Raw genomic sequence first — 17017 nt, forward strand, 5'->3', positions numbered from 1 at the left:
TGCTCCTTATAACTAGCTGTTGCGACTCAAATAAAAATTGATAATCTCTTCCGGCTCGCCGTCTGCAATGACTTGTCCTTGCTCGAGTAATAATACTCGATTGCAATTTTTTTTGATCAAATCCATGCTGTGGGAAACCATAATGACAATGTGAGAATTGTCAATCAAATCATTTAGACGCTTTTCGGCTTTTTTGACAAAATTGACGTCCCCACCCGCAAACAATTCATCGATGATCAATATTTCGGGCGCTATTTCAGTTGCGATCGTGAAGGCTAGACGCAAATACATTCCCGTAGAATAATACTTGATAGGCGTATATATAAATTCCCTCAATTCGGAAAAGTTGATAATGTCTTCGATCTTCTTCTCCATCTCTTTTTTGCTGATTCCCATTACAGCGCCATTCAAAAAAATGTTTTCGTAGCCAGATAGCTCCGGATTGAATCCTGCCCCAAGCTCGATCAAAGGCACAACTTTCCCTTGCGTTGCTACAGTGCCCGTAGTCGGCTCGTAGATCCGGGTAATCAACTTCAATGTCGTGCTTTTCCCCGCGCCGTTGTTTCCAATTATGCCGATTCGATCCCCCGAACGAAAATCGATATTAACCCCCTTAAGCGCCCAAAACTCCGTTTTCCTATTTGTTCTGCGTCGCATGATGGTGTTTACAATCGTTTCTTTCAGGGTGGATCCTTTATCGTCATAAATTTTGAACTTGAGCCAAACATCTTTCAGAGTCACACGAGAATCCATAATCCACCTACAATCTGTAAACGAAATTTTTCTCATTCTTCGTGAAAATGACATATCCCACAATTGCCAAAAGCAATGAGACCGATATACTAATCACAAGGATTTTGAGACTAGGAAAATAACCATAATATAATGGATACCGGAATAATTGGACGATATAGTAAAAAGGATTGAATTTGATGATCCATGCATATTTGGCCGGAATATGCTCTAGCGGATACAAAATCGGTGTTAAATAAAAAAACGCGGAGGTTACTACACCAACCATATGCCGAATATCGCGAAAAAACACCGTAACAGTCGATAAAATGAAGCTAATTCCGGAAGCCGCGATAAACGCAATAATAAAAGAAAACGGCAGAAACAACAAGGCCGGTGTCACTTTTAAGCCAATAAAGAGAAGAAGAATGAAGAGCGACAGCATGGACAGAATCATATTAATAAAATTCGATAATACGCCTGCCAACGGGAATATCAACTTCGGAATATATACTTTTTTGATGAACGCTTCGGAATTGATAAGTGCATTAGGAGATCCATCGATGGTTAAGGATAAAAATCCCCAAGGAAGAAGTCCACTATAAATGAAAACGACAAAGTTGTTGAGCTCGAATCTCATAATCGCTGCAAATACCATACTGGAAACGCTAATAGTTAATACGGGATTCAACAAGGACCATAGGAATCCCAGAACCGACTTTTTGTATTTTACTTTCAACTCCTGGGAAGCGAAATTAAATAACACTTCCCGGAATCGATAAAGTTCAATCAATTTACTAAACATGATCACTACCTCTTTGCTTTTGGCCTTATTCGGTATATTCGATGACTTTTTGACTCACATAATCGACGTCTGCTTTGGTCATTCTCAAATGCATGGGAAGAGACAAAATTCTCTCGCTCAAACGATGGGAATTGGGGCACGTTCCCTTGGCATAGGAATACATTCTGTACTCTGTGTTATCCCTGTAGTGAACCCCCGGATAAATTTCACACCCGTTCAAAGCAAGCAACAATTCATCACGATTATTAACTTCAATGCAATACAAATGACGAGACGATTCGCAGTTGTCCGCGATCGGAATCGGTTTAACGCGGTCAACATTCTTAAAATTAGCATCGTACCAGTAGGCCAACTGCCTTCTGTATGCATTATCCTGGTCCAAATATTTCAATTGCACAAGGCCGATTGCCGCCATAATGGAATTGCCATGATATTTGTACCCTACGTACTCAACATCGTATTTCCATTTGTACGAGCCTTTTTCACCGGAACGGGCATAAGTATCTTTATTGATCCCCAACCACGTCAACTTCCGGCAAATTTCATCGTGGTCCGGATTTTTGAAGCAAATCATTCCCGAATCCGCAGTCGGAAGATTTTTCACTGCCTGGAATGAATAAACGACAACATCTGCTTCTTTACCCGGCATTTCTCCCGAAAAACGCGTACCTGCCATGTGAGCGGCATCAAGAATGAGCTTCAGGTTATATTCCTTGCAAAGGTTTACGATTTCATTCAGCCGGCCCGTATTGCCGCCAATTCCTACAAACAATACCGCTTTTGTTTTATCGCTGATTTTACGTTTCACGTCGTTCGGGTCCAAGCACAAATATTCGTCGACATCGGCAAAAACAGCTTCCAGCCCTTCATATTTAATAGCATGATTGGTCGAGACGAAGGTAAGAGGAGTCGTAATGACTTCGTCTCCATCCCCCCAACCATTTTCCATTTTTAAAATTTTCAGCGCCAGACTCAAGCCGACCGTAGCCGAGTTCAAGTAATGCGCATTCGGCAGTCCTGTATACTCTTTCCATTTGTTCTCGAACTCGACCGTCTTGAAACCCAGTCCCGTCCAGCCCTTCTCCAAGCATTCTCTGATCTCCGCCAAACACTCATCAACGCGAAACGTAGGAACAAACAATTGAATCCCCATTTTTCATCCCCCCGATTAACTTTCGATTAATTCGACAAGCATCATTGTTCGAAGCATTATAAAAACAATTCTTCTTCCGTTGAAGGCAACAGCAGGAGCCGGTTTGGTTACCGGTCTGGCTCCTACCCCTTCCAAATATTCGATCGATCGATCGAGATCGGGACATTCAAAGCACTGATGATACATCTTCTGTCCACGCTGAAGAATATCTTTCAATGGAGAGTCGGGGACCGCTGGTTCAAGCAATTCAATTCGTACACCCGAGTTTACCACAAAAATCCCGTTAATTTTTTGGATAGGGTCGTAAAAGAAATCAGTTTCCTGGGCAAAACCCAACGCCATATGGGCTTTCATTTCAACCGATATCTGTTTGCAAGCGAGTCCTACATGATGGAATCGAAAATCGCCCGGACTAATGACACTCAAATTGTTTCGCCTCCGCAAGAAAGCGCTCTGCTACTTTCGCCGATTTTTCTAGTTTTTTTTGGGTTTCTTCCCATTTAGCATGGTGAAGGACATGCGTCATCAAATCATAAGGCTTTCCGTCGATAACCATTCCACCCGATTCAACATTGTCGCGTTCCAGGCCGGAATTGTCATGAAAGGAAATGACGTGAATATTATCGACAACCGATCTACAAAAAACACTATTGAGTTTCAACAAATCGAAAGCAACGTGATAAATCAACCAAGCACTTGCCGGTGCCGCGGGCCATGGAGGCTCAATTACCCATCTCCCCCATTCGCCAATTCCATTAATAATGTCGTAAATACTGATAACTCCAATTCTTTTGCCGGACAGCAGTTCAATGCAAAAGTAATAATCGCCCGGGCGATCGAAATATTTATTCAACCAAGCAAGATGAATCGAAAAATCGAATTTCATTTCGCCAATGTACTTCGCAAGGTCTTTTCTGTTGCGTATATCATAGATGTATCGCGCATCTTCGATCGCAACTGGCCTCAGTCGAATGCCGAATTTTTCCACTGTAATATCGTGAAGCATTATGATTTTAGCTCCTCGATTACTCTAGAAATATCTTTTACAGTTTTCATCACTGCGGCTTGTTCCATCGAAAACCGGATATTGAATTCTTCTTCCAGTCGAAATATTAGTTCCATGTGCTTCAGGGAATCCCAACTCGGCACTTGATCCCGGTTTGCATCCTGAACCAATTTCTCTTGAATACCTAGTACTTCCAAAAGAATTCCGTATACTTGACTTTCCAACTGCTCACTCACGATTGAACTACCTCCAGTTTTACGGGATATTCATGACAAATGGAAGTCAACGTTTCATGTAACTTTGCAAGATTGATGCCCGAATAGGATGTCACGTGCTTCGATATCCATTGTCTTGCAGGCTGGTTGCGATCGCCTTGCGTGACATGAATATCCAGTTCCTTGCATCCTCGCTCAAGCAATCGTTTCAGAAATGCATGGAAAGCAATGGTTTCAATTTCCCTGCCCAGTGCTCTACAGCTAAATAAAACTTCCAATACTATCGCTTTATCGTTCTGAACGGAAGCAATGAACGCGCCAATAATACCGCTGTCCGAAAGTGCATCCTCCAATCCAATTGTAAACGTGCAGTATTTATCTTTTTCCAACATATATTCATTTGCTTCCCACTCGCCGATGCGTTTCAGAGCCAAATTAAATTGATTCGTTTTATGGCTCATTTCATGAAGACGCGAGATGTGGTAATTATAGTTTTCGTAAATCCTAACCACCATTCGCAAGCTTTCCAAATACGAAACCAAACTGCCGGCGTTTTGCTTCAATTTTTCTCTTTCCGTAAAAGCTTGAATATCTGCCGTACGCAGGGCGGCAGCATCGTCGACCCTCAACTGATAAACGCCAGGATATATGGAAAGCTTCTGGGTAGTCGAATTGGCATCTTCATCGGCCAGAAGCAATTTGGTTTGAGGCAAAAAGGCCGCTGCTTTCAATAGTTCGGCCGGATTATCATCAAGAAATAAGAACGCCGAGGCATCGATGTTCAATCTTTTGGCTAGTGTTTGAATATTATCTGCTTTAGGAGACCAATTCGCGCTAACAGCGGCAAAGTCTTCCCATTTCAATGGGAAATCTTGTCTCAATTGAAACAATTCTCGGACATCCGCTTCTTCGTTGCGACTGCAAATCGTCAGCATGATTCCCGACTGTTTAAGTTTTAACAGCAAGTGCTGCAAGTGCAAATGACCTTCCGTCAGCTTCACGCCTACTGCCTTATCTTCCCCCAGAACTCCGCGATACAGCGTGTCATCCAAGTCTAAAGCAATAGCCTTCAATCGGGGCAGTAACAACGCGGGAATGATTTGGAGGCCGAGATGCTGCGCAATCAAAATACTTGCCTTATCTGAAAACGGATACTTGCTCATCAAATCATTCCGGCCATCAAAAAATGAAAGATCGCCGCCACTCTTTAAATAAGCCAGATCTATTAAATAGGTGGCTGTGTTTCTTTCTGCCGCCTCTTCTAGCAAACTATTAAGAGAGCGAACCCATCCCCTTGCTTCTGTTCGCGATGAAAACATTCTACTCTCTAGGCTATATTGCTCCGGCCAGTTGTTAATCAAAATCGGTTTGGTAGATGACAATCGCAATGTCCGGATCCTATCCTCCAGCCAGTTAACAGCCTGTTGCGCTGACATCGATTGCTGATAAATTCTCCAATCCAACCACATGATGTGAATATCCGCTAATTCTTGCGCGACATTTATCTGCGATAAAGCCGGGTCATAATCGGAGTAAGTAAAATTGAACGATACTCCCCAAACACTACCGAAAGATGGAAGCGCAGTGCCGATAAACTCGAACGGCATCGTTCGATCGACTTGGATATTGATCAAGTTCGGCTTATCCGAAGCGTCTACCGGCTTTAATGATTTTCTTGCCGGACTGGAGCCGAGTAGCAAATTAATTGCATTGATTTGCTCCATTTGCATCAATACTCAAACCTTCTTTCGTGGCACATTTTACAGGAATTTGTCAAATTCTATCGATAAAGGCGCAAGTACAATTTATCATATCCAAAAGTTCGTGTCCACCTCTCCAGACTGTTGGATTAAGATTCCGGTTATGATATTATATGAGATAGTTTTTTAAATAAAAGGAGTCCGTCTCTATGAATCCGAAAAATCCGAATCGTACGGCCAAAGCGGCGATTGCGGCACCATCCGACACGGACAAGAGTTCGCTGCTCTTCTGGTTATCGATGGTGTTCGTCGTTTATTTTCTTGTGTTCGTGCCGTACAACAAGAACGGCCCGGCTTTATTCAACGGTAATATCGCGCAGTACGAAGGCCCCATTTATTCCGCCGTCTTATGGAGCGGTATTTTTCTTGTGGTAGCGGCAATTTATTTCTTCTTCCACTGGAGACTTCGCGATCATCGGGATCTGCTAAGCTTCGCAGTATGGCTGCTCCCGCTCTCGTATGTCATATCGCTGACGAATGCGGCTTCCCATCAGTTTGCGACTAACATGGTATTTATCGTCTCGATGTATGCCATCTTTTATTTAATCGGAAGCTACATGGGAAAAAACAATCTCGGATCGACGATTTTCCAACTGACGCTGGTCATTTCGGGATATATCATCGTTTTGTTCGGCTACTTGAATTTGTTTGGAAACACCTATTTTAAAGACGCCGTCATGCTGGATCAAGGATTGCGTATCACTTCCGTATTCCAATATGCCAATGCCTATGCCGCCTATTTGCTGGCGATGTTGTTCTGTTGCCTGTACCTGGCGGTTACGACGCGCAAGTGGTACTGGATTGTCGCCAACGGCTTGATGCTGGTGCCCATCCTGAACTCGCTCTTGCTGACGCAGTCCCGCGGCGGATATGTCGTGCTGCCGATCCTGTTTGTGCTGATTTTGCCATTCCTGTCGCTTGCCAGACAGATTATGATGTCGATCTATTTACTGATCGGAGTTGGACTAGCCGTCATCCTGTCGGACAAGTTCACTTCCATCGGCGAACCGATTGCGACTGACTTCAGCACCCAATATAACCGGACCGGTGAAGTTTCCGGCCTGTTGTCCATCTTCAGCGGCGATTCATTCGACGGCTGGTGGCGGTTGATCTTGTCCGCCGCGGTTGCAGCCGCTGTGATCTGGCTAATGCAACGATATGTGCATCCGCTTCTGGAGAACCGTTTTGCCAAGTGGAAATCGGTCAAATGGCTGCCGATCGCCTACCCGCTGCTGATTGTTGTGATCGGCGCGCTCGGGGTAATCTTGCTCTTCGCCACCGATGCGGTGAAAAACCTGCTTCCGGATATGCTCGCGAAACGTGTGGAAAGCATCAACTTCAACCAGCACAGCGTACTCGAACGCGGCACGCTGTACAAGGACGCAACGAAAATTATCGGCGACTACCCGGTATTCGGAACCGGCGGCGGCGGTTGGTCGGCGCTCTGGGAGAAGTATCAAAACAACCCGTACATCGTGCGGCAAGCGCATAATTTTTTCCTGCAATATGTTGTTGATGTTGGTTTCTTCGGATTCGTATTGCTGCTCGGGTTTCTGGGCTGGATCTATTATTTGTTCATACGCAAAGCGACGGCGAAGGATGCAGAGGACCGCGACAAAGGACTCATCTTCTTCATAGTCGCAACGTGTATTCTTGTGCACAGTATCATCGATTTCGAAATGAGCTACGCCTATCTGGGCGTGATTATTTTCCTGTCGCTTGGCGGAATGACGGCGATGTCAGCGTTACGACCGCTTGCCGAAGAAAAGAAACTGTTCGACTGGGAACGGTGGCGCTGGATTTACCCGTCGCTGGTAAGCGTGATCGCCGTGGTGCTTCTCGTATCGGTGTTTATCCATTTCCGCGCCGACCGCTTCTACAAACAAACCTACACCAGCTTGAGGGAGCAGCAGCCGTTCCAGGAGAGTTTGGCTCTGCTGGACAAAGCGATCGGGTTAAAGCCTTATCATCCGGATTATTTGCTGCTGAAAGCTAATTTGATGGATCAGGCGTATGAACAATCGAAGGATGACGCATCCAAAAAAGCCTATATGGACGAATCCGTTAAGCTTGTCGAAAAAGTGGCGAAAAAAGAGCCTTATAACCGCGGCGTTTTCGAAGAACGTTATTCTCACGCCATGACGCTACAACAACCGACGCAAGCGCTTGACGTCATGCTGGACGGCATTCGCCTGTTTCCCTGGGATACGCAAGTAGTCGATGCGCCGAACCCGGCCGACAATCGCTCCAGTTTCTATGAGCGCGCCTTAGATCTGATGGGGCAACTTGGCGTCGCCGCGGCGAACAGTAACGACGCTGCAACGAAGAAGAAATATTTTGACCAAGCGCAGGCATTGTTTGCAGCAGTTGCGAAGAAGCAGCAGTTTCTGACAACACTGCCGGAAGGACAGCTCGCTGGCCGCGACTTCAAGGTCACAACATCGATGCGGTTGTCGATGGGACAGATGGCATTTGCGGACAAAAATTATGCCGGCGCAGCGGAAGTGCTGAAACCGGCAATAGCTGATACGCAAAACTTGAAATTCCAAAACACAACCGATCGTTCGGCAGTTCGCTATTATTTGGCTGCGCTGAAGAAGACCGGTCAAGCCGATCAAGCGCTGTACGACAAGCTGATCGCCGCTGACCCGAAGGAGAAAGAAGAGTACGACAAGTTGACGAAGTAAGTCGGTTCGAAAGCCGATCGCCTGCAATGGGTGATCGGCTTTTTTGCTGCAGTCGTCATATGCGCCGGGTCAAGCGGAAGGCAGGAAACGTACCGTGATAGCAACTTTTTTGACAGGAAAAATCGTTTCTGCCAATAGGGAACTCTCATAAAAAAATTAGCTTCTCCGATACACTACATATGAACTATGTTTAGATTGAAACTACAACGGGTTCACTTGTTTTTTGTTGATTAGGGACAACTTTTCCTTTATACAGACGGATAAACGGATATTCTATAAGCAACGAAAGTAGGTAAGCTAAGAATAAAATAACTATGAATCTCAAACCTTGATCTAAATTAAAGAATATCTTTGGAATGAAAAGACCAGGGATAAATTGAACAAGGTATGCACAGTAAGAAATTCTTGCAATAATATTTATTGCCTTTATCTCTATTTTCATTTGAACTACGGAAAGCAAGATACATCCAAAAGAAAACGAGAGAATTGTATAGATATAATATGTTTGATAAGTCATCATATAAGGTTTTTCAAAGATTACTGGATGTTGAAATATGTAGATATATACCATTAAAAATAAAATACATCCAATTATATACATTTTCGGCCATAATTTTTTTAATAATCCCATTCTAACTATAATAGCGACAATAATTCCTAATACTAATTCATCGTATCGAGCTTGAGGTAAAATTGAATGTGCAAAATGCCAATTATCATCATCAAGTGCTACATTACGATTAAGATAAATTCTAGTGAGACATCCGCTCAAAAATATGACCGACATTACTTTAAGCAAGACCATTAAGTTCTTTTTCGAGATCCACAATGTGGACAAAATAACAAATGGAGCAAACAAATAGAAAAATTCCTCGATGACAAGTGACCACGTACCTTCAGCAATTAAGGTGCTATCATATCGAACGTAACTTTGTAAGAACACTGCATCAATGAAGAATTGATTGATAAATGTTACTAATTCAAAATTATATGTTTTCGTTACAAATAAGTGACCCATTATCGTAATAATAGTGACGGAAATGTAAATCGGATATATACGAAGGAATCGCCGTTTGTAAAATTCTTTAAAATTTATGGAATTGTTTTTTTCATATTCTTGAATCAACATACCGCCTATAAGAAATCCTGACAATACAAAAAACAAATCAACACCGACCCATCCAATTTTTTGTATGTAATAAGTAATGCGGTATAGACCAAAATGGTATGAGATTACTAGACAAACCGCAATTGCCCGAAGCAGATCAACACCTGGATACTTTGAAGAATTTGTTAGATACAGGTAGTGCTCCTTAATAAATTTAAACATTTTCTACACCTCTCGTAGAATTATAGATTATCGTGAAGAGCGTGACAATAAAAAGCTCATATTATTCTGCAATCGTACTATTTTGGATTCATCACGCAAGTTGATGGAACTGTTTCTAAATGAGAACAAGCGAATGACCCTCGTTTTCCTTCCGTCGTATTGTCCCCAACTGAAATATTGAGGAAGGATTATGGAAGTGTCTGGAGGACAATGTGGCAAACAATGGCTTAGCCGGAATCCTAACGAATGTCTCTGCTTTCATGAACGCGATGATGCAAAACCTCTAAGCTTTCATTGATCGTCCCCGTGTTCGTATGGAATCTAATCGTATCGTGGAATTTCTTTAATTCAACTTATATAGCTTAACGGATTTATCCATATACGCTTTTTTCCATGCATCTTCTTTCAATAGTTCATACGTCTGATCTATCAATTTGATTTTCAGCAGCAAATAATCCGGGTGATAAGGTAAAGTACAAAGAGGTTTACATGAATTCGCCAAACTCGTGTCTTTTAGCTCTTTAGAATACGCTTCACCCCATGGGGGTGCAATAAACAAACATCACATACCTTCTTGAGGAAAGTCAAAAACGTTTCGGCATAGTAGGTTTCATCCTCACGCCAAACGATCTGACCACTGCAAAAATTAATCGTTGAAATTAACTTCACGCTACGGTGTTTTGGACGATGCGCTGCTTTCCCTTTTCAAACCAGGTAGCCCTAGGGCTTTGTAGTCTCGAATCATGCTTTCTTCCTCAAAAAAAGGGTGAGCAATTTTGTCCGTTTAGCCCCTTTTTAACGTTCGAAACGTTTCTTCGACAAAAATTGCAGTTTGACCGGGTCCGCTGCAGCCAACGTATACATCGGCTTTTTAAAGCTTATCTTCAGGTGTTCCATGACCTTTGATCCCCCACGTTTCGAGTAGCAGTATCCCTAGTAAGTCCGATAATCGGCCATAAATTACAAGGTCCAATTCACAATCTCTTATTTCAACGCTTTCCGCTGTTCCACGATCAACCATGAGGAGCGTCAGGGAGAGAATTTCATCTGGAGAGCGGATAGCCCTACGGTTTCATATGAATATAGCCGCTAAACGTTTTCTCGGAGCGGCTCAAGATGCTCGCAATTTCCTTGACAGGCATCCCCATGATGCGTAGCCAAATCGTCTGCAACCCCAGAATCTTTTGTAGGTTTTAGTCGTTCTTCCATTTCAGTCAGGCTTCCTTGTTATCCATTCCTTCCCACGCTTCGTCCAGACGCTTACTCTATCGGTTCGACGTGGATGGAGAATTTCCTCTCTACTTTTGGAGTTTCAATGATTCGTTCTATATAGTCGAAAAAGTGGCGAAAAAAGAGCCGTATAATCGCGGCGTATTCGAAGAGCGTTATTCTCACGCCATGGTGCTGCAGCAGCCAGCGCAAGCGCTTGATGTCATGCTGGACGGCATTCGCCTGTTCCCCTGGGATACGCAAGTGGTCGATGCGCCGAATCCGGCCAACAATCGCTCCAGTTTCTATGAACGCGCCCTGGACTTGATGGGGCAATTGGGCGTCGCCGCGGCGAACAATAACGATGCAGCAACGAAGAAGAAGTATTTTGACCAAGCGCAGGCATTGTTTGCTACGGTTGCAGAGAAGCAGCAGTTCTTGACGACACTGCCGAAAAGTCAGCTCGACATCGATACGGTTGTCGATGGGACAGATGGCATTTGCAGACAAGAATTATGCCGGCACAGCGGAAGTGCTGAAACCGGCGATGGCCGCGGTTAACTTCCAGAACACAACCGATCGTTCGGCAGTTCGCTATTACTTGGCTGCGCTGAAGAAAACCGGACAAGCCGATCAAGCGCTGTACGACAAACTGACGAAGTAATTCGGTTCGAAAGCCGCCGCCGCAACAAAGAAGAAAAGAGGGGCCTATCAGTTGGGCTCCTCTTTTTGTCATTATGCTATAATGAGAGGAATTGCAGCAAATGCGAAGCCTTGGCTAGGAGGATCTATTTAACGATGAGCCCAACCCTCACACTGGATGAAATTAAAGACGCTTGCGGCTTTACCTCATATACGCACGGGAGATCGTATTTTCAAGCGGGTAGAGTAACCAGCCTGAGCTATAACCCGGATACCTTATCGCACAAAGCAGCCGTTACGGGCTCCAAACGCTACAGAGTAACCGTTTCGATCGACGACGTGGAGGGAATTGAAGGCAGCTGCACCTGCCCCGCCTTTTATCCGAATTATTTTTGCAAGCATATCGCGGCCGTATTATTCAAAATTCACTCTCCACAAACGTCATACGTCCAACGATCCGCATCTGCTACGACACTTCCGATGACTGCTTCCGCATCAACCGCACCTGCCCCCGGTATTTCAAAAAGAGATATCCTGCTCACAAACAGTTTGCTCTCGTTATTCAGCAGCTCGTCTTCGGCAACTGCCCGCGGGACCGCGGAAACGGACGAGCCGTTGTGCGTGGAATATATCGTCAACGCTCATGCAAGGTCATCCAGCATCCCCCTCTTTTCGCTCGAAATCAAGATCGGTCCAAAACGCCCCTTGGTCGTGCAGAAAATAAATGAGCTGCTGAAGAACATCAAGCAGAATCAAAAGCATTTCTTCACGAACAGCTTCAGCTACGACCCGGCGCTTCACACTTTCGGCGAGCTTGATCAAATGATCATCGACCAACTCGTAGAAGTGCATCGAGTGGATGTGGCTTATCGCAGCCAGTTCGGCAGCAGTTATTCCGGCGGCTATCGCTTCCATAATGCAGACCGGCATTTGCTGATCCCGCCGAATGCCTGGGAGAAGTTGCTGCCGCTGCTGGTGCAAGCTTCCGCCAGGCTGTATGTGGATGAAATGGGCCAAGGCGCGATAACCGTTACCAACGAGCCGCTGCCGCTGAAGTTTCGATTGAGCGAAGCCAATGAACAAGGCTATCGGCTGGACAGCGTGGGGCTGAAGGAGATCGTGCCCATGCCCGATTATGGATTCGCCATTGTGGTGAACAGGCTGCACAAGCTCGATCCCTCCCTCTTAACCCGTATAGCCGAGCTGAGAACGGCTTTCCAGCCGCAGGCTGCGCAAGAGGCATCGATGCATGTCTGGATTCCCGTCAACAAGATGGATCCATTCCTGGACCGGGTAGTCCCGCAATTCCGACGAATCGGCCATGTCGATATTGCCGAGCACATTACGGATCGTATCATGAACGCTCCGCTGCGAAGCAAGCTGTACCTGGATCTGACGAACGAGCTTCTGACAGCGCGGCTCGAATTTCATTATGGAGATATCGTGCTCACCGCGGCGAACATCCAAGCTCCGCACACGCCGCCGGAAGAACGCCGCATCCTGGTGCGGGATTCGCAACAAGAACAGCAGGTGCTCGACTTTCTCCGCCAGGTCGAGTGGGCCCCCTCGCGGTCGGACTCGCTCGAGCTGGCGGACGAGCAAGCTGTCTATAAGTTTCTCTACCACCTACTGCCGCAACTGGAGACGGTCTCCGATATTTATGTAACGTCGGCTTTGCGCGCCGCGATGCACAAGACGACCCATACGCCCAAAGCTTCCGTGGACATCGATCACCGCACCAACTGGCTCCACGTGCAGTTCAGCCTGGAAGGTATTGACGACAGCGATATCCGCACGATTCTGCGAAGCTTGGTGGAGAAGAAGAAGTACGTCAAGCTGTCCGGCGGCGCCTTCCTCTCCCTCGAAGCGGACGACTTTCAGGAATTGGGAGATTTCATCGACGAGACGGGGATTCGCAGCAAGGAGCTCAGCAGTGGCTCTATCAAGCTTCCGATAATGCGCGGTTTTGCGCTGCTGGATGCCAAGGAATCGATGCCGCAAGTGAAACTGGGCAAAGCGCTGCGGGAAATGTTCGACAACCTGCGCAACCCGGACAATCTGGAATTTGCCGTACCGGATTCCTTGTCGCCGATCATGCGCGACTACCAGAAGATCGGTTTCCAATGGATGGGCACGCTCTCCCATTACGGGTTTGGCGGTATTTTGGCCGATGACATGGGACTTGGAAAAACGCTGCAAGCAATCGCCTTCCTCTTGTCGGAGCGACAGCGAAACACGATACCGGACACGCCGCCGGCGCTGATCGTTTGCCCGGCATCGCTTGTGTATAACTGGCGAAACGAGCTGCATAAATTTGCCCCCGAGTTGAGAACGGCGGTTGCGGCAGGCGGCAAGCTGGAACGGAGCGGCGTGCTGGACGAGCTTGCGGACATCGATGTGCTCATTACCTCTTACCCGTTGCTGCGCCGCGATCTCGACCAATACACCGTGCAGCGGTTCTCTTGTCTCATTCTTGACGAAGCGCAGGCGATCAAGAACCACACTACCCAAACCGCTCAAGCCGTCAAGGATATCCAGGCGGACAAACGCTTCGCGCTGACCGGAACGCCGGTCGAGAACAGGGCGGAAGAACTTTGGTCCATTTTCGATGCTGTTTTTCCTGACTTGTTCGCCGGCAAGGATGCTTTCAACAAATTGAAGCCCGAACAAATCGCCATGCGTGTCCGACTGTTCGTCCTTCGCAGAAATGAAGCAGGACGTGCTCAAGGAACTGCCCGACAAAATCGAAACCGTACAACTGCAAGCCGAAGGCTTCAACAAAAGCAGGATGAAAATTTTGGCCGGCCTGACAAGGCTGCGGCAAATTTGCTGCCACCCGGCGCTGTTCGTCGAGAACTACAAGGGGGATTCCGGCAAGCTGGAGCAGTTGCTGGACATTGTTGACGAATGCCGCAGCAGCGGTAACCGGATGCTCGTCTTCTCGCAGTTCACCTCCATGCTGGCCATCATTCGTACGGAGCTTGCGACGCGCGGCATTGGCTGCTATTATCTCGACGGGCAAACCCCTTCGCGCGAACGGGTCGAGTTGTGCAAACAATTTAACGAAGGCTGGCACGACGTGTTTCTCATCTCGCTGAAGGCCGGCGGCACGGGATTGAACCTGACCGGAGCGGCCACAGTTATTTTGTATGACCTGTGGTGGAACCCGGCTGTCGAGCAACAAGCAACCGACCGCGCCCATCGGATGGGACAGAAGAATGTCGTTCAAGTGATTCGACTGCTTACGGAAGGCACGATCGAGGAACGCATGTACGAACTGCAGCAGCGCAAAAAAGACCTGATCGCCGCCATCATCCAGCCCGGGGACGAGGCGCTCTCCGCGCTTTCCGAACAGGATATTCGCGAATTGTTGAGTATGTAAGGGGGAATCGCTTTGACGAAATGGCAGATGCCAACCGTTTGGCAAAAAGTACGGCACCAGTACGGCCGCGAGCGGGAAGCTACGCAGCTGATGGCAAGCCGCGAGAAGTCCGTTATTGAACTGGGTCATGTCGCACATGCCAAAATTGCGGCCGGACATATTTCCGACCCCGAACTGACCGCCATTTCGCACACCATCGACGGTTGGGATCGTATGCTGCACGAATTGCAGGAACGACGCGGCCAGGACGGAGCAAACGCCCTATCCGGCTACAACTTTCCTGATTCAGTCGGCGGGGAACCAGCAAAGGGGGACTCCGCTCACGGCGTGGCGCGTACCGGCGTTCATCCGGTGTGGAGGTTTGGCGGCTTCGGTGCCTTTCTGTCCGTTATCCTGCTCCTGGCGTTTTGTTTGGCCATCAGCACGGTCGCCAACCGACTGCTCGACCAAGCCGTGGCAAGCGGCAAATCAGCCGTTGCGGAGCGCGTGCAAGGCGCCGCCGACCAAGTCAAGGAAAAGCTGGACGAAGTCAAACCCGGCTTACTCGGCGGCCCATTAAGCGAACGCGCGGCGGGTAAAGTCCGCGACGCGCTTCAGAGTAAATGGTCGGCATTGACCGATTTTCAACACGCGACGGATTTCGATCTGCTGGATGTGCCTTTGACCTATCTCCTTGTACATAATGTGGCGTCGAAAGCGACCTTGCACATCGGCGGCAATGTCGTTGCTAGCGAATTGAATGTTCATGCGGGCATTTATGCATTTCTGCTGGTTCCTTTGCTCGCTTTTGCAATCGGGGGCTATGTGGCGGCTTGGCGCATGCGGGTGAAATCGGCCAAACAAGCCTTGTGGCTGTCGCTTGTCATGGGCGCAGCCAATGCGCTATTTCTGATGCTGCTGGCGTCGTTGGCCGGCTTTTCCACTGCGGTTGATCTTCCCGGCAAAATCGGGAGCATCGATGTCGCTTACCGTTTTTCGCTGGCAAGCGCTTTGTGGAACGGTTTGGTGCTCGGCGCTGCATTCAGCTTGTTCGGCGCGATGCTGCGGTTAACCGGGTTCCGCTGGGGCAAGCATTGGCGCAGCGGCGTCATTCCTTATGGCGAAGCGGTTCATCAGGCGATGTTGACGCTCCTGTACGGCGTTGGCGCCAGTTTGTTGTACGCGCTTGTTTTGCTCTGGATCAAGGGCTCGCTGTCTACTGTGCTGGTGTTGCTGCTGCCGCAGTTGGCTGTTTATGTGTGGGGGATCGCCAACGGCAGTGTTTTCCATATGACGAATATTTTCGCGGGACAGGGAAAGCAGTTGGAAGTGTCCGTATTTACCGGCATTCAAGGCGCAGGAATGAACGAATATGCAGCGGAATGGTACGGGTTTCTGATCGCGGCAGCCCTCCTCCCGATCGTACTTTTTCTGCTCGCCGGCAAACGTATGAAACAGGACCTCGGCCATTCATCCAAAGTGGCGATGGTTTTCAGCGTCGCTTATGCCGGGCTTTTGTCCATCCTGACGATGCTGATGCAAATCGGCATCAGCGTGCGCGGCAGCTCGGCTGTGGTGGATACCAAATCGGTTACGTTGGAAGCCGGATTTTCCGGACTTGCCACATTCGTCACCAGCTTCATCGTCGCCTATGCGTGCGTGTCGCTCGGCCTGAAATGGAATCGCCGGAAGCTGTCGGCATAACGAATAGATCGTGCTTCCCGTCATTCTGCTTTCATTGGCAGCTTCCATGAATCGAAGCACTCCCAAGGTCTCGATAATGCCCCAGCCGGGCGCCCGTCGTAAACAGCTCCATAATTCGCTCCAGCACTGCCACGTAAGAAGGGCGGGACGATTCGGCGGGCAATGCAAGGGGGGCTGGCCAGCAACATAGGCCATGTTTTCTTGCCTATTTTGCCAAAAACGGGCCGTCCATACGAAATAGCCAGTAATTTCACTGGCTATTTCGCTTGGAGTGCCTATTTGAAGGCGACCACGGACAAATAACCAGTGTTTTCACTGGCTATTTCCGTCGTGCCGGGCGATAAGGGGCAATAGGTCATTTTTCATGGGCTATTTTGGTTGCCCATATGTAAAAAAATAGCGGCCCCAAAGGG

At 47.5% G+C, this 17017-nt stretch carries 13 protein-coding genes; 5 read left to right on the top strand and 8 right to left on the bottom strand.

Features of this window, described 5'->3' with window-relative positions; translation table 11 throughout:
* Window positions 1-12: 12 nt before the first annotated feature.
* Genes EXY20_RS31705 through EXY20_RS31735 form a run of 7 tightly spaced genes read right to left on the bottom strand, consistent with a single transcriptional unit; the run spans window position 13 to window position 5641 of the window.
* Entirely contained in the window at window positions 13-753 is a 741-nt protein-coding gene (locus EXY20_RS31705; protein WP_207671360.1) for an ABC transporter ATP-binding protein, read from the bottom strand.
* Window positions 754-760: 7 nt separating this feature from the next.
* Window positions 761-1537, bottom strand: coding sequence for an ABC transporter permease (locus EXY20_RS31710; protein ID WP_135556437.1), 777 nt, complete (start codon window positions 1535-1537; stop codon window positions 761-763).
* Window positions 1538-1562: 25 nt separating this feature from the next.
* Window positions 1563-2690 (bottom strand): DegT/DnrJ/EryC1/StrS family aminotransferase, encoded by a 1128-nt coding sequence (locus EXY20_RS31715; protein WP_135556438.1) that lies wholly within the window; start codon window positions 2688-2690, stop codon window positions 1563-1565.
* A 15-nt stretch (window positions 2691-2705) separates the two neighbouring features.
* Window positions 2706-3116: a VOC family protein gene (locus EXY20_RS31720; RefSeq protein ID WP_135556439.1), complete on the bottom strand. Its 411-nt coding sequence runs from the start codon at window positions 3114-3116 to the stop codon at window positions 2706-2708.
* Window positions 3103-3696, bottom strand: a complete 594-nt coding sequence (locus tag EXY20_RS31725; protein ID WP_135556440.1) for a GNAT family N-acetyltransferase — start codon at window positions 3694-3696, stop codon at window positions 3103-3105. The genes EXY20_RS31720 and EXY20_RS31725 overlap by 14 nt, the downstream gene beginning before the upstream one ends.
* Window positions 3696-3932 (bottom strand): acyl carrier protein, encoded by a 237-nt coding sequence (locus tag EXY20_RS31730; protein ID WP_167859667.1) that lies wholly within the window; start codon window positions 3930-3932, stop codon window positions 3696-3698. Before EXY20_RS31730 ends, EXY20_RS31725 begins: the two co-directional genes overlap by 1 nt.
* On the bottom strand, window positions 3929-5641 hold the full coding sequence (locus EXY20_RS31735) for an HAD-IIIC family phosphatase (protein ID WP_235886295.1): 1713 nt from the start codon (window positions 5639-5641) through the stop codon (window positions 3929-3931). The genes EXY20_RS31730 and EXY20_RS31735 overlap by 4 nt, the downstream gene beginning before the upstream one ends.
* Before the next feature lie 179 nt (window positions 5642-5820).
* Here EXY20_RS31735 and EXY20_RS31740 point away from each other — a divergent pair, with 179 nt between their 5' ends.
* The gene (locus EXY20_RS31740) at window positions 5821-8358 is read left to right on the top strand and encodes an O-antigen ligase family protein (protein ID WP_135556443.1); all 2538 of its coding nucleotides are present in this window, start codon (window positions 5821-5823) and stop codon (window positions 8356-8358) included.
* Between the two features lie 190 nt (window positions 8359-8548).
* Here EXY20_RS31740 and EXY20_RS31745 read toward each other — a convergent pair whose 3' ends face one another.
* Window positions 8549-9688: an acyltransferase family protein gene (locus EXY20_RS31745; protein WP_135556444.1), complete on the bottom strand. Its 1140-nt coding sequence runs from the start codon at window positions 9686-9688 to the stop codon at window positions 8549-8551.
* A gap of 1278 nt (window positions 9689-10966) precedes the next feature.
* Between EXY20_RS31745 and EXY20_RS31750 the strand changes: the two genes are divergently transcribed.
* The 4 genes from EXY20_RS31750 (at window position 10967) to EXY20_RS31760 (ending at window position 16604) form a co-directional block, all read left to right on the top strand.
* On the top strand, window positions 10967-11458 hold the full coding sequence (locus EXY20_RS31750; RefSeq protein ID WP_135556445.1) for a hypothetical protein: 492 nt from the start codon (window positions 10967-10969) through the stop codon (window positions 11456-11458).
* 237 nt (window positions 11459-11695) lie between these two features.
* Window positions 11696-14443: an SNF2 helicase associated domain-containing protein gene (locus EXY20_RS31755; RefSeq protein ID WP_235886290.1), complete on the top strand. Its 2748-nt coding sequence runs from the start codon at window positions 11696-11698 to the stop codon at window positions 14441-14443.
* Window positions 14337-14921, top strand: a complete 585-nt coding sequence (locus EXY20_RS40150; RefSeq protein ID WP_235886291.1) for a DEAD/DEAH box helicase — start codon at window positions 14337-14339, stop codon at window positions 14919-14921. Before EXY20_RS31755 ends, EXY20_RS40150 begins: the two co-directional genes overlap by 107 nt.
* Before the next feature lie 12 nt (window positions 14922-14933).
* Window positions 14934-16604, top strand: a complete 1671-nt coding sequence (locus tag EXY20_RS31760; RefSeq protein WP_135556446.1) for a hypothetical protein — start codon at window positions 14934-14936, stop codon at window positions 16602-16604.
* Window positions 16605-17017 lie beyond the last annotated feature (413 nt).

Source organism: Paenibacillus cymbidii (assembly GCF_004764705.1).
In the GTDB taxonomy this organism is placed as follows: Bacteria; Bacillota; Bacilli; order Paenibacillales; family NBRC-103111; genus Paenibacillus_AN; species Paenibacillus_AN cymbidii.

Coding starts and splice junctions, on each gene's coding strand:
- EXY20_RS31705 (WP_207671360.1), bottom strand. CDS start 753: ATGGATTCTCGTGTGACTCTGAAAGATGTTTGGCTCAAGTTCAAAATT.
- EXY20_RS31710 (WP_135556437.1), bottom strand. CDS start 1,537: ATGTTTAGTAAATTGATTGAACTTTATCGATTCCGGGAAGTGTTATTT.
- EXY20_RS31715 (WP_135556438.1), bottom strand. CDS start 2,690: ATGGGGATTCAATTGTTTGTTCCTACGTTTCGCGTTGATGAGTGTTTG.
- EXY20_RS31725 (WP_135556440.1), bottom strand. CDS start 3,696: ATGCTTCACGATATTACAGTGGAAAAATTCGGCATTCGACTGAGGCCA.
- EXY20_RS31735 (WP_235886295.1), bottom strand. CDS start 5,641: ATGCAAATGGAGCAAATCAATGCAATTAATTTGCTACTCGGCTCCAGT.
- EXY20_RS31740 (WP_135556443.1), top strand. CDS start 5,821: ATGAATCCGAAAAATCCGAATCGTACGGCCAAAGCGGCGATTGCGGCA.
- EXY20_RS31745 (WP_135556444.1), bottom strand. CDS start 9,688: ATGTTTAAATTTATTAAGGAGCACTACCTGTATCTAACAAATTCTTCA.
- EXY20_RS31755 (WP_235886290.1), top strand. CDS start 11,696: ATGAGCCCAACCCTCACACTGGATGAAATTAAAGACGCTTGCGGCTTT.